This is a genomic window from Hydrobacter penzbergensis, from assembly GCF_900106985.1.
In the GTDB taxonomy this organism is placed as follows: domain Bacteria; phylum Bacteroidota; class Bacteroidia; order Chitinophagales; family Chitinophagaceae; genus Sediminibacterium; species Sediminibacterium magnilacihabitans.
In genome coordinates this window covers 138706-155822 of sequence record NZ_FNNO01000004.1, presented here as the reverse complement: position 1 = coordinate 155822, position 17117 = coordinate 138706, and the positions used below count along the sequence as shown (strand labels likewise).

Below are 17117 nucleotides of genomic sequence, written 5' to 3'. Positions count from 1 at the left end.
CATCACATCACAAAAAAATAAGCGCCTACCTGGCACAAAATGCCGGTGAGCAACCCGGTATATACTTCTTTGCTGTTATGATCGCCTAATAACAGACGGCAGGTACATACCAGACCGGCCAGCAAAGTAGCAATGGTGATGGGTAATCCGAGTGGTTGCTGGTAATAAAAAGAAAAAAGGATGATGGCCGTCATGCCACCCCCTGCTCCCATCGCATGCATGCTGATCTTTTGATAGTTGTTCACGATCAGTCCTACCACCGTAGCTGCAAACATGCCCATGAAGAAAAATTTCAACACTTCGGGCTGGTCAGAAAAATTACGGCTGAGGTAATACATCCACCAGTAAAAGAACATGGTAATAACATAAGGAACGATCCTTTCTTTTTGTGTGCGCAGGAAAATGCTTTCGCTGAATTTCAACCGCCACAGCAGGAATACCGAGAAAGCGGGAAAGAAAGCCGTCATCCAGAACAAACCGAATAAACGCATTTTTAACTGCCACTCTGTGATCCCCGCGAACTCATAAGGGAACTGGTAGATCAGGAAAAAGAATACATACGTGGGAATAAACAACGGATGCAATAGGTATGAAACCAGTTTTGCAGGAACGCGTAATACCGGTGTTTCTATCAGGTTCATTTCTTTGCTGCTCATCATTTTTTGTTGACCTTGATGAAGTACACCACTGTATTGTGCTCCAGGTCGCTCGTTACATTCACTTCGGTACGTTTGTTACCATCGGTAATGATCATGAGCGCCGAGTTGGGTGGTGTGATCCCCAAATTCTCTGCAAAGAAAATCAATTCATTCTTAGTTTGATCAGTATTCAGGTTTACATAGAAGGTAATCGGCTTATTGGTCTGTAGCAACTGCTTATACACAACCAATTTTTTATTATATATTACTGAAACCGAATCATAGTCGAACACACCATTATCGTACAGGTCTATTCGTACCGAATCGGAAGTGGAATAGATATCGAGTGGTTTCTGCGGTATGCGTTTGGTCATTTCTTCCACCAGGTCGGCTGATTTGATAGACGGCAGCATATTCACCAGGGAGCTGATATCCATTTTATGCGCCAGCTTTTCAACATCTCTTCTCGCAACGGTTCTATCGAAACCCTCCTTTCGGTTGGTTACAACAGGTTCAGCTCTCTTCGGAATGGCAGTACCCTTATCTTTTGGCTTTTTAAGTTTGAAAGCAGTTGGCTCATCCCCCCTGTCACTTTCTTTTTTCTTCGACGCAGCTACTGCTTTATTCTTTGCAGCTTTGTTGTCATCAGTAATTGCAGACTTATTGGCAATAGATACGTCTTTATTTCCGGTAGTGATGCGTTTGCTCTCACCAGATACCTGCTTATTACCTTTAGCAGAAGCAGTACGCTTGCGCTCGTTAACCGCAGGGTATGCGGTGGAAGCGCCTGCCGCACCAGTTTCTCCGGCATTTTCATTACCATTGATATCCAGTTCTTTTCCGGAAGGGGTCCATTTAGGATGAAGCTCATGTGTCAGGATCAGGTCAGACCGCCTGTTCGCGATCTGCTCTTCAATGTTCACACGTTTGGCTTCATAACATGGTAAGATCAGGTGTTTTTTCCCAAAAAAATCTGTGTTGATGCGTGAGGAAGCAATCCCTTTTTTCTCAAGATATCCTTTTACCGATTCCGACCTCCTCCTGGACAATCTTTCATTGTTCTCTTTGCTACCGATACAATCGGTGAAGGAAGCCACCAATATATTCAGTTTGGGATCTTTTTTCAATTTGCTTACGATCCTATCGAGCGTTGCATGATCTACCCGCCTGATATTTGAGCTGGCAAAATTGTAATTCACATACAACCGCTCCACAGTAGCTGCATTCACAGAATCCATCAACGCTTGTTTGACCCTGTTATCTTCTGCCATGCCGCGTGCGATGGAATCGGCCTGCGCTTGTTTTTCCTTCACCACTTTTGCCCAGTAATTGCTGCTGTCTATCGCAGGGGCGGACTTGGCGGTATCTTTATACAGGATGGGTACGGCTTTGTACAGCTCCAGGCAACACAATGAATTGCGGTCGGAGCTCAGGTATGCGGTATCTGTATACCGGTCTTTACTGAAATAAACATCGTTTTTTACCGAGTTATAGGGATATCCCATGTTGGTCACTTCACCAGACCATTGGTTATTTTCAGGCGTACCATATATCCGGTAAATATCCAATCCACCCATACCGGCTCTTCCATCTGAACTGAAGAAAAGCCGCGAAGAATCAGCATCATAAAAAGGAGAAGCCTCTTCTCCCTCACTGTTGATGACCTTACCCAGGTTGATGGCTGTACCCTGTGGTTTGGCTCCTTCCATATTTATCAGCCACAGGTCGAACTTACCATAGCCGCCGGGTCTGTCGGATGAAAAGAAAAGATGTTTTCCATCGCGTGTACAAAATGGTTGTCTTGTATTATAGCCCGGTACATTCACTGTAGCCGGCAGGGCTACCGGCACAGTCCAGTTACTGTTGGCATTTTCTCTTTGCATATAAAAGATGCCATAATTCGTACCGGAAGACTTATCGCCGTTCCTCCATCCCGTGAAGAAAACAGTTCTTCCGTCTGCCGACATCGAAGAAGCTGCCATATTCATATCCCGTACCGAAACAGCCGCGATCTTTTGCACATTATCGTCATTGAATTTGCCCGAGAAAAGCCGGATAGGGTATTCAATTTCATGTTGCATCGAAGGTTCGTGTTTTGAGCTGCTGAACCAGAAAGTAGAATCATTGATCTTGTCCAATGCAAAAATGGAACCATCACCCGATGGCAGGCTCTTGATCTTTGTTACCACCGCTTTGGGGGGCAATACCCTGTTGGCAATAACAAAGTCGGTGTTAGCGAGCCCAACCTTTGCCATTTGTGCATAGGCGTCTTGGGGCCGGTATTTTTTGAGAAAGTCTTTGAACACCGTAGCGGCTTTCTCAGGTTGGTTATTTGCATTCAGGCAGGTACCATACCACAAAGATGCCAGCGGAAACCGGGTGTCTTTGGTAGCTATGTATTGCTCATAGGGCTTTAAAGCTTCTTTATAATGATAACCCAACCGGTAAGATTCTGCCAGCTGGTACAATACATAAGTCTGCTGCGATGATTTGGCTTTGGAAAAAGCTTTCTGGTTAGATGATTGGTAAGGATATAGGGGTGCAACTTCGTCAAGCGATGCACTATCGTACAAGAGCGACGCATAGAGTTTGGCCGCCGTATAATAGTCTTTCATCTTAAAGCTTGCATCGGCCTTCTTTTCAATTTTCCTGGCATTCTGTGCCTGCACATTTGCAGGCAGGAGGTGACCGAAAAGAACGGTGCACACCATGCAAACCAAACTATGTTTTACAATCTTGACCATATAAACCTTGTGTCTTTCTTTTTCTTTTTGTGAACAAAGCTGAGAGAGAGTTCATACCCGGTGTTGCTCGACGCCACTGTTTTGTATTGCGAAATATTGATATCATAACTCAGTCCCACTGTTAATGTACCGAAACGTAATCCCAGGCTGGGCGCCACCGCATCATTGAGTCGGTATAGCCCTCCCAGTATCAGCTCTTTGTCCTTTTCCAGTTTGAGGTCAAGGCTGAGGCCCGCTACTGTTTCATCTGCATCGCCCTGGCGTATGTATGCTGCATGGGGCGTTAAATCGGCTGTTGTACTCAATTGTATCCGGGCGCCTGCATGTACCAGGTAACGCATAGGTATTTTGCTGTCGTCACTGCCTGTTAAAAAACGGTTCACGGGTTGTGTAGGATGATAAAGACTCGCACCAATGAACGGATTGAATTTTTTCGAAGGGTCGCCATCGAAATACATCAATCCGATACTACCATCTACCGATGTGGCCGAACGATACGCAAATGCTTCATTGCTGGGGATGGAAGGATCATAACCTATAACCGGGTTGAACTGGTTACCGTATTGAAATTTATTCGGATCAACACGCCTGTTGAGCATACCTACCTGGAAGCCTGCACTCAGCATCTTGAACTCCGATAGCCGTGCCAGGTATGAAAGGGAAAGGGCGCCGTTCACATATTGGTAGCCACTGCTCACAGCAGTCTGGTTGATCATGGTCAGCCCCAATCCAAAACCATGGGGCAAAGATGCATCCACAGTAAGTCCCTGTGTGTTATAAGGATCGATGGCAGAAGGCAGTTGCTTGCGGTAATTGCCGGTAATACGCCAATCGCCATCAATAACACCTGTCAATGCCGGGTTGAGCCACAAGGGATAAGCATAATACTGTGTAAAATGCGGATCTATCTGCGCCTGCATTTTAGATACTGCCGCCAGCAAAACAAGAAACAAGAATAAAAATTTACGTACGCTGTTCATGTATATTCTTCTGCTACCTGATTAATGCAAATGTGCCGTTCTTCACCACCCTGGTTCCGTCGATCATGATCGCTTCCATCACATAAGTGTATGCCCCGCCAGGTGCTTTATTGCCTTTATAAGTGCCATCCCAACCTTTCTTCGGATCTCTCGACTCAAATACAAGCGCGCCCCATTGATTATAGACCATCAATCGCAAGGAAGCAATAGCGGTTCCGTATACCAGGAATATATCATTAATGCCATCACCGTTGGGTGTGAAAGCATTTGGTATATAAATACCATTGCCGAAGGGGTTCAGTGCCCTTAATGATAATTGCGAGGTATCGCTGGTTTCACAGGTATATCGACCCAGCGTCTTAACCGTCAGGTTAACCAGGTCATTGGGCTGCAATCCTGTTACTGTATGCGTAAGCCCGAGTAAACCGCTCGAAGGCAATTGATAAGTGTTGCCTTTATCCAAACTCACAGAGTAGCCTGAGGCAGCCGTTATGGGATTCCAGCGGAAGCGAAGCACGGCCAATCCTATCGAATCGGCATATATTGCCGGCTTGGGTAATGACACCCGTACCGCCACTTTTGCGTTAGCAGTCTTGGTGGAACATACCGCGGGGTTGCTGGCGCCGGAAACAGTAAAGCTCACGGCTTTGGCAATACCAGGCGTTTTATAATCCGGTGCCGTATGCAGTATCGTTGAATTACCGCTGATCGTCCACGAATAACTTACGCCGGTTTGTGGTACCGCTACATACATCGAATCGGTTTCACCGGTGCAGATGGAATCTTTGAGCGTTACCACATCAAAATCCTTTACCGGCACGGCAATGAGCAACTTCGTGCTGTCTTGTGTAGTACAGAGATATTTTTTAACGGTTACCTTATAGGTACTACTTTGTTTTCCATAGATCCTTTGCGATGTGGCGCCATTGCTCCACAAATAAGAACTGAAGCCTGCGCCGGCATCGAGCAGGGCGCTGTCGGCACAAATGATCACATTCTTTTGTAAAGCCGTTTTCATACCAGCCAATGTAATGGTCACGCTATCGGAACAAACAACACCGCCTACCGTACGCGTTACTTTGTATTGGGTGGTTTGGGTAGGAGTGACTTTGATAGAATCGGTGGTTTCGCCAGTTGACCACTGCACTTTCACCCTCGTTCCCGCTGAAAGTGTAGAATCTGGATAATAAGCCCAGATGCCATCGTACCGCGCCCAAATCATCCGCTTTCCGATGGGGTCATAATAAGCCATTCCATTGGCTGTGCTATCTGGTAAAGCCGGTGGTATATCTCCCTCTCCCTGGAAGGCTGCAAAACCGTTGTCTATATTACGACGGAAACGATAGGTCTTATTGGTATTAACATGTTTCAGGTTAGTGGCGTAATTGGAATCGGGTTTGAATCCGCCAAAAATGAAGAACCTCGACTTATCGTAATCATATACAGCGGCGCCTTCGTATTGAATGGACTGGCTATTAACCGGCAATATTTTCGTGAAAGTGTAATTGTTCTTTACATCTATTTCCCATAAGTCGCGCAACCAGCACAGTCGTCCGTTCTGTGTGGCCCAGGGACTGCCCAGCGTACAACCATTTGCTTCATTACCGGTATAACTGCCCTGGCCGGAGAACAGGTACAGTTTGCTGCCGTCTGCATTTGCACCAATCAGGTTACCTCCTTTGGGAACGGTATCGATGGGCAGTACATTGGGCCTCTTTTCTATCCAGCCGGCCACCGTATTTTCATAAACCCAGTTTTTCATGGTTCCGTAACCAAATCCGCCATATAAGCCTGCCTGTCCGGTGAAGGGGTTCCAGAAAGAAGAAGCGCCATAGCAGTCATTGTCCGTGAAGCCCACGCTGATCTGCTGCCAGGATCCGCCATTCTCACTCACTGCATATACCGCATCGCGCCCCGCCCGCCAGCACAGCAGGCGTTTATTGGTGTAATCGTAAGTGAATTCAGTATAATCGCCTGGCCAGGCGCCTGTAATGGGTACAGATGTCTGCACGTTATTCTTCAGGTCATAACGCACAATAATCTGGTGATAAATAGTATAGAGGTATTGCTTATCGCGGTTATACCCGAACGGTTTCGGATTAAAAAGAATACTATCAGCCATACCGCTCCGGGTAATCAATTGCTTCCATACACCCGGCATGGAATCAGGTGGTGGAGGCGGCAACAGTTTGAGTGTTAGACTGGTTCCATCACAAATAATAGTATCTCGCTGGATGATAAAAGGCGTACAACCTTGCGGAAAAGGCAGGGAGTCGAATAAAGCTTCCCTTCCCCATGAAAAGATGGGAGCAATAAGGAATAATAAAGAAAGTGTGTATAATTTTCTCTTATTCACTAAGGTTTTTTATAGGTGGACTTTCTCCTGGCCGGAGATATAACGCTAAAATATACAAAATAGTGTGAAATCGCCAGCGTTTCTGGCAATAATCTGCAGTTTTACAGCTCTTTACGCAGGCGGGCCACGGGTATATTCAGCTGTTCGCGGTATTTGGCCACCGTTCTGCGGGCAATATTGTACCCTTTCTCCCGGAGCATATCGGTGAGCAGCTCATCGCTGAGGGGTTTTCTTTTATCTTCTGCTTCTATCAGGTCGCTCAGGATCTTTTTCACTTCGCGGGTGCTCACTTCCTCCCCGCTATCGGTACTCAAAGATTCACTGAAGAAGAATTTGAGGCGGTAGGTACCGAATTCTGTTTGTACAAATTTGCTGTTGGCCACACGGCTAACGGTAGAGATATCCAAGCCGGTCAGTTCGGCAATATCTTTCAATATCATCGGCTTCATCGTGGTCTCATCGCCTGTAAGAAAGAATTCGCGCTGGTGTTTCATGATAGCGCTCATGGTATTGATCAGTGTTTCCTGTCTTTGTTTGATCATATCAATGAACCACTTGGCAGAATCGATCTTTTGTTTGATGAAGAGTATGGCTTCTTTCTGTCGCTTGTCTTTTTTATTGCCTTTATCGTAATCCTTCAGCATGTCGCGGTACCCTTCGCTGATGCGCAGGTCGGGAGCATTCTTGGCATTCAGCGTGAGCTCCAGCTTACCATTGTTATTGATGATGAAAAAATCGGGAACGATATAACTCTCCGCTTTATTGATCTCGCCAATATGGCCGCCTGGCTTAGGATTGAGCTTGATGATCTGGCTGATCACTTCCCTGATCTGTTCATCGCTGAGATTGAGTCCGCGTTGTATTTTCTCGTAATGCTTCTTGGTAAACTCGTCAAAATACCTGCTCAGTACCTGTATAGCCAGCTCCACACCTATACCTTCCGACAGCTTTCTTTTCAACTGAAGCAACAAACATTCTTTCAGATCACGCGCGCCAATACCTGGCGGATCGAACTGCTGTATCTGATGGATAATGGTTTCTATTTCTTTTTCATCTACCTGCAAGGATTGGCGAAAAGCGAGGTCATCGGCGATGGACGACAGTTCGCGACGCAGGTATCCGTCATCATCGAGACTTCCCACTACCTGCTCTGCTATTTTAAGACTGCGCTCATCCAGTTCCAGCATGCCCAGTTGATCAAGCAGCAGGTCATGGAAACTGGTCTCTACTTTGATGGGGATGATTTTCTGGTCGTCCATCTCAGGATAATTATCATCCTTCAGTTTATAGTCTGCGATCTCTCCGTCATCCTCCATCACATATTCACTGATGTCTACATTCTCATAATCTTCCACACTCCCGTCGGGGTCCAGGTCATCGGCCTCCTGGTTATCAAATTCGTCTTGCAGCTCATCGGTATATTCATCTTCGTGCCTGTCCTCATCCATTTCCAAGGCAGGATTTTCTTCCAGCTCTTCTTTGATGCGCTCTTCCAGGTTGGCCGTAGGCACCTGCAATAGCTTCATCAGCTGTATCTGCTGTGGAGACAGTTTTTGTAATAACTTCTGTTGTAATGACTGGCTTAAAGACATAGGTTTCTAAAACGCAGCAAATTTACACACAAAATGATGCCAGACACGATTTCTGGCATTTCATTTGTGGATTTTGATTTGCCTATCATGCATGCACAGTCGCTTCGCTCAATACTTTTTTGATGATGGCAGCCATTTTTGCCCCTTTCTCTCGCACCTGCTCTTCCGTCCACATAAGACTGATAGCCGTTGAAATACAGCGGCTCATAATGGCATCGCTTGCCGGAAAGTTGGTTGATCGCAGTTTTTGTAAAGCAGACTTTTGTTCTGCGTTGAGGTTATTCAGTGTAGCAATATCTTTTAAGTGGTCCCATTGTTTGATATAATGCCAGTTGTTCGCGTACCAATAAAAATTACCGGGTAATATGCCTTGTACTTTCATTTCCGCAACCACCGCTTTTGCGATGGCTTCGGTTGGCAGGAACCAACTGAGAAAAGTACAGCTATCCCCTTCTGCATCGGGTATTACACGGAAACTCAATTCGGGTACCTGCTCCAGGTAGGAACGCAGCAGGCGCTGATTTTTCCGCTGTACGGCAAGGAATTGATCGAGCTTACGTATCTGCGCGAGTCCAACTGCCGCATGCAGTTCACTGATGCGAAAATTTTGTCCTATGAACGGATGCAGATCGGCGCCCCTGTCTATTCCTTTATGATCGTGTCCATGATCGGTATAGCCATCACATTTCAAATACACTTCTTCATTATTTGTAAGTATCACTCCGCCTTCTCCACAAGTAATGGTTTTAACAAAGTCGAAAGAAAAAGCACCTGCATCGCCAATAGTACCTACTGCTTTCCCTTTATATGTAGCGCCGATACTCTGGCAGGCATCTTCAAGAAAGACCAGTTGATGTTTTTTACATATCTGTTGCAACGCGTCTATATCGGCCATACTGCCACACATGTGCACGGGCATTATGCATTTGGTTCTGGGGGTGATGGCCGCGCGAACCGCATCGGGATTGAGCGTGAGCGTTTCATCCACATCTACCAATACAGGTATGGCGCCTACTCCGAGCACTGCTTCAAAGCTGGCCACGAAAGTAAACGTAGGCATGATCACTTCATCACCTGCACCAATATTCAACACAGTCAATGCTGTTGTAAGCGCCGTAGTACCGCTCGAAGTGAGCTGTGCATATTTCGCGCCGAATACACGGGTAATGGCTTCTTCCAATTCTTTTGCTTTCCAGATGCCCTTACGGGGACCATCAAAACCATAACGCATCAATATGCCTGTTTCCAGCACATCGTTGACTTCTTTTCTTTCTTCATTGCCAAAAAATTCAAAACCGGGCATACGCTTAAAGTTGTTCAACAAAGGTAGAGAAACTTGAGTAGACTATCTTTGTGTAATGGAACCTTCTCTTATTTACTGTTATGATGCTTATTGTGGGTGGTGTTATGGGTTCAGTCCGGTAATAAAAAAAATAGCTGCACATTATCCTCAGTTACCTGTACAGGTATTATCCGGCGGTATGATCTTGCCGAAAGAACCTGTGCATATCGGCGCTACTGCAGGTTATATCCAAGAGGCTTATAAAACCGTTGAAGAATATACAGGCATTCAATTTGGTAATGATTATCTCTGGCATATCAATCATCCGGAGTTGAGCGATTGGTACCCTAATTCTGAAAAACCCGCCATTGCACTGTGTATTTTCAAAACTTTTTATCCCAACAAGCAACTGGAGTTCGCATCTGATCTGCAGCATGCATTGCACTACGAAGGGCGCGACCTGACCGATGACGAAGCTTATCGTCATTTACTGGAAAAATACGGTATTGATGAAAAGGTTTTTTACAGCAAGCTCAAAAGCGAAGAATACAAAGTGCAAGCGCATTATGAATTTTCGCTGGTCAAACAATTGCAGGTAACGGGCTTCCCCTGCCTGCTGTTGCAGGAAACCGACAGCCGTTTTCACCTGCTGTCCAGAGGCTATACCGATTATGAAACGCTCCGGGCCAGGTTAGACGCGGCTTTAAAACAGGTTAGCACGGGCAACCACTCATAAAATAATTCCCTGCTGATCGCTTGACATTGCCGGAAGGGGTTTGTATTTTTCATATCCACTAAAACGGACCTTATGAAAAATATCCATTTGCTGGCTGCTGTGCTACTGCTTGCATCAACCGCCTGCAACAATACCAAAAAAGAAGAAAGCGGCATGGCCAAAGACGGTACGCAACAAGCTTCCTCCTCAACTCCTGATTCTGCCACGATGATGAAGAACTGGCAGGCTTATATGGCACCTGGCGACATGCACAAGATGATGGCATCCTGGGATGGCAACTGGAGTTGCACTGTTAGTACCTGGATGCAGCCAGGTGCGCCACCTATTGCCAGTACAGCCACTGCCGTTAACAAAATGGTCTTGGGCGGACGTTACCAGGCTTCTGCTTTTACCGGCACTTTCAATGGAATGCCTTTTGAAGGAATGGGCACACTGGCTTATGATAATGCCAAAAAACTATTCATCTCCACCTGGATGGACAATATGGGTACCGGTGTGATGAAAATGGAAGGCCCCTGGGACCCAGCCACGAAAACCATGGATCTCAAAGGCTCGATGATAGACCCAAGTACAGGTAAAGAAGTAACCGCACACCAAATGTTCACTGAAAAAGATGCCAATACACAGGTCATGGTCATATTCGCACCCGGGCCTGGCGGAAAAGAATACAAATCGATGGAGATTTTATTTACCCGCGACAAATAAAAGGAACCCGTTATTGCCAATAAAAAAGTTGCCCGTTACAATGGGCAGCTTTTTTATTGTAGTTGATGTTTACAAATTCATGTTTCAGAATAACATTTCCTGTGGAGGCTTGATGCCCTGGGTACGGATATAGATGGTACACTGGCCACGATGGTGTGTCTGGTGTTCAAATACTTTCAACAAAAAAGCATACCGGGAAGCAGAGAAACCAAACAGGGTCACCGGCTCCCATAATTTCGCCATATCCATCTTTTTAATACTGTTGATGGCATAATCATAACTCTCATTCACATAATAATGAACAGAATCCACGCTTTGAGCGCTTTTTGTTTTTTCCAGTGAAAAGAGACGTCCCGGAGGATACAGCATGGCATTACCGGTGGCGTTTGCCATCAGCCCGATATTGGCAGTAGCCAGGTGCAGCATTTGCTGCGCAAAAGTACGGATGCTGTCATTCGGCTTGGCATCATACTTATCGGCCGGCATAACAGCCAGGTACGCATTGGTATACACTTTGGCCCTTTCCCAATCGCGTATCATCTGCGCCCGGACACTGTCTGCCGGAAGATCCTGTGCCCGCAAAGCAGGTGCCGTGACCAACAGCAGCATTAGTAAAGAAAAAAAGGTGAACAGCTTTTTCATGTGTGTTTTTTTTATTGTTTGTAATGCTCACATAAAATTTGCCTGGTACACATAAACATAAAAATGCCATGTACGATAACTCATTTCATGTTGATGATTTTGGAGGGTCAAAATAATAAATCGGTTTTCGAATTCAAAACCGTTCAAATAACTAGTTAGTTATTTTTCCCTTTACTTTGCAACTCTTAACAGTAAGTTTATATGGAGTACAGCAAATTGATTTCGGTAACTGGTATCGCGGGTTTATTTGAGCTGGTGGGCAGCAAGACAGACGGCGCCATTGTACGTTCTCTGGATGATAAAAGCACCAAGTTCGTGAGCAGCCGGGTGCATAATTTCTCTCACCTCGAAAGCATCGAAGTATATACGGTTCGTGAAAATGTAAACCTGGTGGAAGTGTTCCAGGCCATGGATAAAAGCAAAGCTGCCCTGCCGTCTGATAAAGACGATAAGGCTGTAAAAGCTTATTTTCAGAAAGTATACCCCGATATGGATTTCGATCGTGTATATGCCAGCGACATGAAGAAAATGGTCAAATGGTTCAATATACTGAAGGCCAACCAGGTAGAACTGAAGCTGAACGAAGAGCCACCAGCCGAAGCGTAAACCATCAACAGCAAAAGATAAAGCCGGCAGTGCCGGTTTTTTTATGCCCTTGGGTCTGGGTTTAAACGCAGGCTCACTCACAAAAACGCATAAAAACGCACCCGATTCCTTATCTTGTGTCTTCAAGCGCTATTATGAAAAAACTGCTTCTCCCTATTCTCATTCTTATGCTGGGAATGATGACCCAGGCCCAATCGTTCTATGAAAAGACACCCGAAGCAGCGCGTTGGGTGAGAAAAAAGTTTCGCAAACTCTCAAAAGACCAGCGGATTGCCCAATTGATGATCATCAGGGCACATAGTAACCTGGGGCCCGATCATGTAGCGCAGGTGACCGAACTGATCAAAAAATACAATATAGGCGGACTCTGCTTTTTCCAGGGAGGGCCCGTCAGGCAAGCACTCCTCACCAATTATTACCAGTCGATCGCCAAAACACCGTTGATGATAGCGATCGATGGGGAATGGGGACTTGGTATGCGACTCGACAGTGTAACCAGTTTCCCGCGCCAGCTTATGATGGGTGCTGTACCTGATGCACAACTCATTTACCGGTTTGGCAATGCGGTAGGCGAACAATGCAAACGCATGGGCATACAGGTCAATTATGCACCTGTAGTAGATATCAATAACAATCCCCAGAACCCGGTGATCAACGACCGCAGTTTTGGTGAAGACAAATACAAAGTGGCGCTTTACGGCGTACAATACATGAAAGGCATGCAGGACAAGGGCGTGATGGCCTGCGCCAAACATTTCCCGGGTCATGGCGATGTGGCCGTTGACTCGCACAAAGACCTGCCGGTGATCAACAAAACAAAGGCGCAACTCGATGAACTGGAGCTTTATCCGTTCCGTGAGCTCATCAAAGCGGGCGTGGGCAGCATGATGATCGCGCATCTTTCCATTCCTGCCATCGACACCACACCTAACTTGCCCACTTCGCTTTCCGTAAAAAATGTTACCGGCCTGCTGCGCCAGGAGCTGGGTTACCAGGGTATTTCTTTTACCGATGCGCTGGAAATGCAGGGCGTAGCCAAATTCTTTCCCAAAGGAGATGCTTCCGTGCTTTCCCTGATTGCCGGCAATGATATGCTTTGCCTGCCCGGCGATATTCCCGGCAGCATAGCCAAAGTAAAAGAAGCCATCAAAGCAGGGAAACTGAGTTGGGAAACCATCAATGCAAGGGTGAAAAAAGTATTGTTGGCGAAATACCACCTGGGATTGAACCATCTTTCTGCTATCGACACCACGCACCTGGTGGATGAGCTCAATCAACAAACCAACCAGCTCAGGCAAGAGATAGCAACCAATGCGCTTACGCTGCTGCGCAGAAACAATACCACACTCCTGCCCCTTCATGCAACAAAAGTTGCTTATGTGGGTATTGGAATTGCAAAGCCGAATGTATTTGCGGCAAGGCTGCAACAGGATTATCATGCCAACCTGTTTTTCTTCGATGAAAAGAATAATAACACCGCCGATATACTCCAGCAACTTTCGGGCTATGATGCAGTGGTGATGGGTTTGCACAATTACGGCCGCGTGCCCGCCAATGATTTCGGATTGAGCGCTACTGCACGTGATTTCATCAGTCGCCTGCAACAATCCAACACCATCAGTTTTGTATTCGGTAATCCGTATGCACTCAAATACACAGCCAATGCGCAGAACCTCGTAGCCTGCTACGAGAACGACGACATCACACAAAATGCAGCGGCCGATCTGTTGCAAGGGAAGATACAGGCAAAGGGAGAACTGCCCGTTACTGTAGACAGTCAGCTTAAGTTTGGAGACGGTATTGTATATCACAATTATTTTCCGCAGGTAAGTCCGGCTGCTGTTGGCATGCGCCAGGATGCGCTCGACCGGATAGACCGCATTGCCACCGATGCCATTGAAAAAGGCGCGGCACCCGGTTGTGTGGTGCTGGTAGCCAAAGATGGTAAACTGGTTTATTACAAAGCATTCGGTTATACCAGTTCCGATAAGCAAACCCCCATGCGTACAGAAGATGTATTCGACCTGGCTTCGGTAACGAAAATATCGGCCACTACCGTTTCCATCATGAAGTTGTATGAAGAAGGGAAGATCAGCCTGGATAAGACATTGGGCGATTATCTTCCCTGGACAAGGGGTACGAATAAAGCAGGACTGAAGCTCAGTGATGTGTTATTGCACCAGGCCGGACTGGTACCCTTCATTCCATTTTACAGGGAAGTGATTGATACGGTTACCGGTAAACCATTGCCGCAATATTTCAGTATCATCAAAGATGCACTACACCAATATCGCGTAGCAGAAAACCTGTTCCTGCGCAACGATTGGGAGGATACCCTGTATCATCGCATCCTGCAAAGCAAGCTTGGCGCACCGGGCACTTATGTGTACAGCGACAACGATTTTATATTCCTGGGCAAGATCGCAGAGGCCGTTAGCGGTATGCCCCTGGATCAATATGCACGAACACATTTTTATCTGCCGTTGCAGATGAACAGCACCACTTTCAAGCCGAGGGAAAGGATGCCTTTGCAGGTGATTGTGCCCACTGAAGAAGAACATCATTTCCGCATGCAACTGATCCATGGCGATGTACACGATGAAGGAGCTGCTATGTTCGGCGGAGTGGCCGGGCATGCCGGGCTGTTCAGCAATGCCTACGACCTGGCGCAGTTGTACCAAATGTTGCTGAATGGCGGCGAACTCAATGGCACCCGCTTTTTTCAAAAAACAACGGTTGATCACTTCACTGCTTATAATAGTACGGTGAGCCGGAGGGGACTGGGCTTTGACAAGCCCGAAAAAGACAATGCTACCCGCAAAGACCCCTATCCTTCGGCGAGTGTTTCACCGGCTACATTCGGGCATACGGGCTTTACCGGCACCTGCGTTTGGGTAGATCCCAAGTATAACCTGGTATATATTTTCCTGTCCAACAGGGTCAACCCCACACGCAATAACAACAAGCTGAGCCAGTTAAATGTGCGTTCAAACATCCAGGAAGCCATTTATCAAGCAATGATCCAATAAGCAATAGCAAATAGTAACTTCGTATATATCAACCTTTAATCTCTATCCTATATGAAGTTACTTGTCCGCTACGCCGCAGCCGCCGTATTATTGGTGGCCGTTCTTTCGTCTTGCAAGAACCGTGCACCCCAACAAGCCAAGCTAATTCCCAAAACTGCATCTGTTGTTTTGGTACTGGATGCCAAAGCCATGCAGGATAAACTGCAGAAAGGAGGTCTGAGCGTCGATTCTTTATTCGAGAATTTCTTTCGTCGCGATAAAGACGATTCGGCCCACAAAGCCAAGATTAATGATTTGCGCAACAATGCCGGTATCAACTGGAACAGCCAGTTGTATTTTTTTGTCAGCAACAAGCCAGGTAAGAGCGCCCAGGAATCCATCAATGTATTCAATGTAATGGGCAGTCTCAACGACCCTTCCAAATTCGAAGCATTCCTGAAAAGACAGGATGATCTGAAAAACAAAGAGATCAAAAAAGAGAATGGCTATTCTTACGTGCTGGCAGATGACGGAGTTGTGTTATCGTGGAACGACCGGTACCTGATGGCCACCATTTATAACCAAAATGCCAGACCCGTTTACGATTCGGTTTCAGGCAGCTTTAAAAAACCAGAAACAGGTAACATCGCTGAGAATGCAAAAGCAGAAGTCAATAGTTATTATACATTGAAAGAAGAAGAGTCGTTGGCCAGCGTGCCTTTGTTTACCGATCTTTTCAAAGAAAAGGCAGACGGTTATGCTTTCACCAGCTCCAACAGTTACCTGGGTATGCTCAGTATGATGCCCTTTCAGTTGCCCAAGCTGGAAGACTTTGTAAAAGACAACTATTCCGTCTCCACCCTCAATTTTGAAGACGGAAAAATACTGGCGAAAACAACCAGTTACCCCAATGAATTACTCACCGCTTTGTGTAAACAGTTTCCCAGTCCGGCGGTTAACCTTTCACTGATCGATCATTTTCCTTCACAGCACATCAATGGCTTCCTTCTTTTTGCTTTCAACCCGAATATTATCGGAGGGTTGCTGAAGCAGATGGAAGTGGAAGGAATGGCAAATAACCTTTTGCAGAAATCGGGTATCACTACAGAAGATTTTTACAAAGCCATGAAAGGCGATGTGGCCATCGTGCTTTCTGACATTGGCCTGAAGCAACCCGAGCCGCAAAATAAAACCGACGAACTGAGTATGGTACGCAGCAAGCCTACTTACAAAATGATCGTCAATATTCCTGTAGGTAATCAAGTCAACTTTTTCAAGCTCATGGATCAGGCTGCGCAATCGGGCGTGGTTACCAAACAGGGCAATGTATACAAAGGAGGCGGTCTCCTGTCTGCCTTTGGTTTATATATTCAGGGCGATGCAAAGAACCTGATCCTTGCCAGCGATTCATTGACCTATGTACAATACATGGCAGGCACTAGTAAAGCAGCCATCGATCCGGAGGTAACCAGCAGGTTTAAAGACAAAACAAGTTGTTTTTATTTTGATATAGCACGAACCATTGGCGATTTATCTACCAACGATTCATCTTCTAATTACCGCCAGTCGATGAACACAGCGAAAGCAACTTTCAAAGACGTTGTTGTAACTGCTGGTCCTTTCAATGGCAAATCGTCCAACGCTGTTTTTGAGGTTCGCCTGCAGAACGAAAAGCAGAACAGCTTAGTTACGCTTACGAGCCTGCTCACCGATGTAGCAGTAGATATGCGGGCACAAGCTAAAAAGGAAAGAGCGCTGGAGGTTTTTCCCGGAGGTGTACCTGCCATTATTCATACCAATTAATCCCCGCTTTCTAATATCCAAATCG

General features: G+C 46.2%; 12 protein-coding genes. 5 read left to right on the top strand and 7 right to left on the bottom strand.

All coding sequences use genetic code 11. From position 1 onward, the window contains the following. Nucleotides 1-2 precede the first annotated feature (2 nt). From BLU98_RS06390 to BLU98_RS06360, 6 genes are all read right to left on the bottom strand, one after another. Nucleotides 3-656, bottom strand: a complete 654-nt coding sequence (locus BLU98_RS06390; protein WP_092723161.1) for a hypothetical protein — start codon at nucleotides 654-656, stop codon at nucleotides 3-5. Then, entirely contained in the window at nucleotides 656-3382 is a 2727-nt protein-coding gene (locus tag BLU98_RS06385) for an OmpA family protein (protein ID WP_092723159.1), read from the bottom strand. The genes BLU98_RS06390 and BLU98_RS06385 overlap by 1 nt, the downstream gene beginning before the upstream one ends. Then, nucleotides 3367-4362, bottom strand: coding sequence for a PorP/SprF family type IX secretion system membrane protein (locus BLU98_RS06380; RefSeq protein ID WP_092723157.1), 996 nt, complete (start codon nucleotides 4360-4362; stop codon nucleotides 3367-3369). Before BLU98_RS06380 ends, BLU98_RS06385 begins: the two co-directional genes overlap by 16 nt. Before the next feature lie 13 nt (nucleotides 4363-4375). Beyond that, a complete protein-coding gene (locus BLU98_RS06375) occupies nucleotides 4376-6718 on the bottom strand; it encodes a T9SS type B sorting domain-containing protein (RefSeq protein ID WP_139173856.1) in 2343 nt (780 codons plus the stop codon). 101 nt (nucleotides 6719-6819) lie between these two features. Next, on the bottom strand, nucleotides 6820-8310 hold the full coding sequence (gene rpoN / locus BLU98_RS06365) for an RNA polymerase factor sigma-54 (RefSeq protein ID WP_092723151.1): 1491 nt from the start codon (nucleotides 8308-8310) through the stop codon (nucleotides 6820-6822). Between the two features lie 85 nt (nucleotides 8311-8395). After that, entirely contained in the window at nucleotides 8396-9613 is a 1218-nt protein-coding gene (locus tag BLU98_RS06360; RefSeq protein WP_092723149.1) for a DegT/DnrJ/EryC1/StrS family aminotransferase, read from the bottom strand. Between the two features lie 55 nt (nucleotides 9614-9668). On the opposite strand from BLU98_RS06360, the gene BLU98_RS06355 reads away from it, so the two are divergent. Further along, the gene (locus BLU98_RS06355; protein WP_092723147.1) at nucleotides 9669-10328 is read left to right on the top strand and encodes a DsbA family protein; all 660 of its coding nucleotides are present in this window, start codon (nucleotides 9669-9671) and stop codon (nucleotides 10326-10328) included. A 72-nt stretch (nucleotides 10329-10400) separates the two neighbouring features. Beyond that, nucleotides 10401-11033, top strand: a complete 633-nt coding sequence (locus BLU98_RS06350) for a DUF1579 domain-containing protein (RefSeq protein ID WP_092723145.1) — start codon at nucleotides 10401-10403, stop codon at nucleotides 11031-11033. Between the two features lie 84 nt (nucleotides 11034-11117). Here the strand turns inward: BLU98_RS06350 and BLU98_RS06345 are convergent, their stop codons facing one another. Continuing rightward, entirely contained in the window at nucleotides 11118-11675 is a 558-nt protein-coding gene (locus tag BLU98_RS06345; protein ID WP_257574756.1) for a DinB family protein, read from the bottom strand. Nucleotides 11676-11876: 201 nt separating this feature from the next. Here BLU98_RS06345 and BLU98_RS06340 point away from each other — a divergent pair, with 201 nt between their 5' ends. The 3 genes from BLU98_RS06340 to BLU98_RS06330 all read left to right on the top strand — a co-directional run bounded on the left by BLU98_RS06340 (nucleotide 11877) and on the right by BLU98_RS06330 (nucleotide 17092). Then, nucleotides 11877-12281 carry a DUF5606 family protein gene (locus tag BLU98_RS06340; RefSeq protein ID WP_257574754.1) on the top strand — a complete coding sequence of 135 codons (405 nt, stop codon included), beginning with the start codon at nucleotides 11877-11879 and terminating at the stop codon, nucleotides 12279-12281. 134 nt (nucleotides 12282-12415) lie between these two features. Then, nucleotides 12416-15310, top strand: a complete 2895-nt coding sequence (locus BLU98_RS06335) for a serine hydrolase domain-containing protein (protein ID WP_092723272.1) — start codon at nucleotides 12416-12418, stop codon at nucleotides 15308-15310. A gap of 51 nt (nucleotides 15311-15361) precedes the next feature. Then, on the top strand, nucleotides 15362-17092 hold the full coding sequence (locus BLU98_RS06330) for a DUF4836 family protein (RefSeq protein WP_092723143.1): 1731 nt from the start codon (nucleotides 15362-15364) through the stop codon (nucleotides 17090-17092). Nucleotides 17093-17117: the final 25 nt, after the last annotated feature.

Bases quoted from the DNA above. Each gene is read 5' to 3' on its own strand.
- BLU98_RS06335 (WP_092723272.1), top strand. From the start codon at position 12,416: ATGAAAAAACTGCTTCTCCCTATTCTCATTCTTATGCTGGGAATGATG.
- BLU98_RS06360 (WP_092723149.1), bottom strand. From the start codon at position 9,613: ATGCCCGGTTTTGAATTTTTTGGCAATGAAGAAAGAAAAGAAGTCAAC.
- BLU98_RS06385 (WP_092723159.1), bottom strand. From the start codon at position 3,382: ATGGTCAAGATTGTAAAACATAGTTTGGTTTGCATGGTGTGCACCGTT.
- rpoN (WP_092723151.1), bottom strand. From the start codon at position 8,310: ATGTCTTTAAGCCAGTCATTACAACAGAAGTTATTACAAAAACTGTCT.
- BLU98_RS06350 (WP_092723145.1), top strand. From the start codon at position 10,401: ATGAAAAATATCCATTTGCTGGCTGCTGTGCTACTGCTTGCATCAACC.
- BLU98_RS06330 (WP_092723143.1), top strand. From the start codon at position 15,362: ATGAAGTTACTTGTCCGCTACGCCGCAGCCGCCGTATTATTGGTGGCC.
- BLU98_RS06340 (WP_257574754.1), top strand. From the start codon at position 11,877: ATGGAGTACAGCAAATTGATTTCGGTAACTGGTATCGCGGGTTTATTT.
- BLU98_RS06345 (WP_257574756.1), bottom strand. From the start codon at position 11,675: ATGAAAAAGCTGTTCACCTTTTTTTCTTTACTAATGCTGCTGTTGGTC.
- BLU98_RS06355 (WP_092723147.1), top strand. From the start codon at position 9,669: ATGGAACCTTCTCTTATTTACTGTTATGATGCTTATTGTGGGTGGTGT.
- BLU98_RS06380 (WP_092723157.1), bottom strand. From the start codon at position 4,362: ATGAACAGCGTACGTAAATTTTTATTCTTGTTTCTTGTTTTGCTGGCG.
- BLU98_RS06390 (WP_092723161.1), bottom strand. From the start codon at position 656: ATGAGCAGCAAAGAAATGAACCTGATAGAAACACCGGTATTACGCGTT.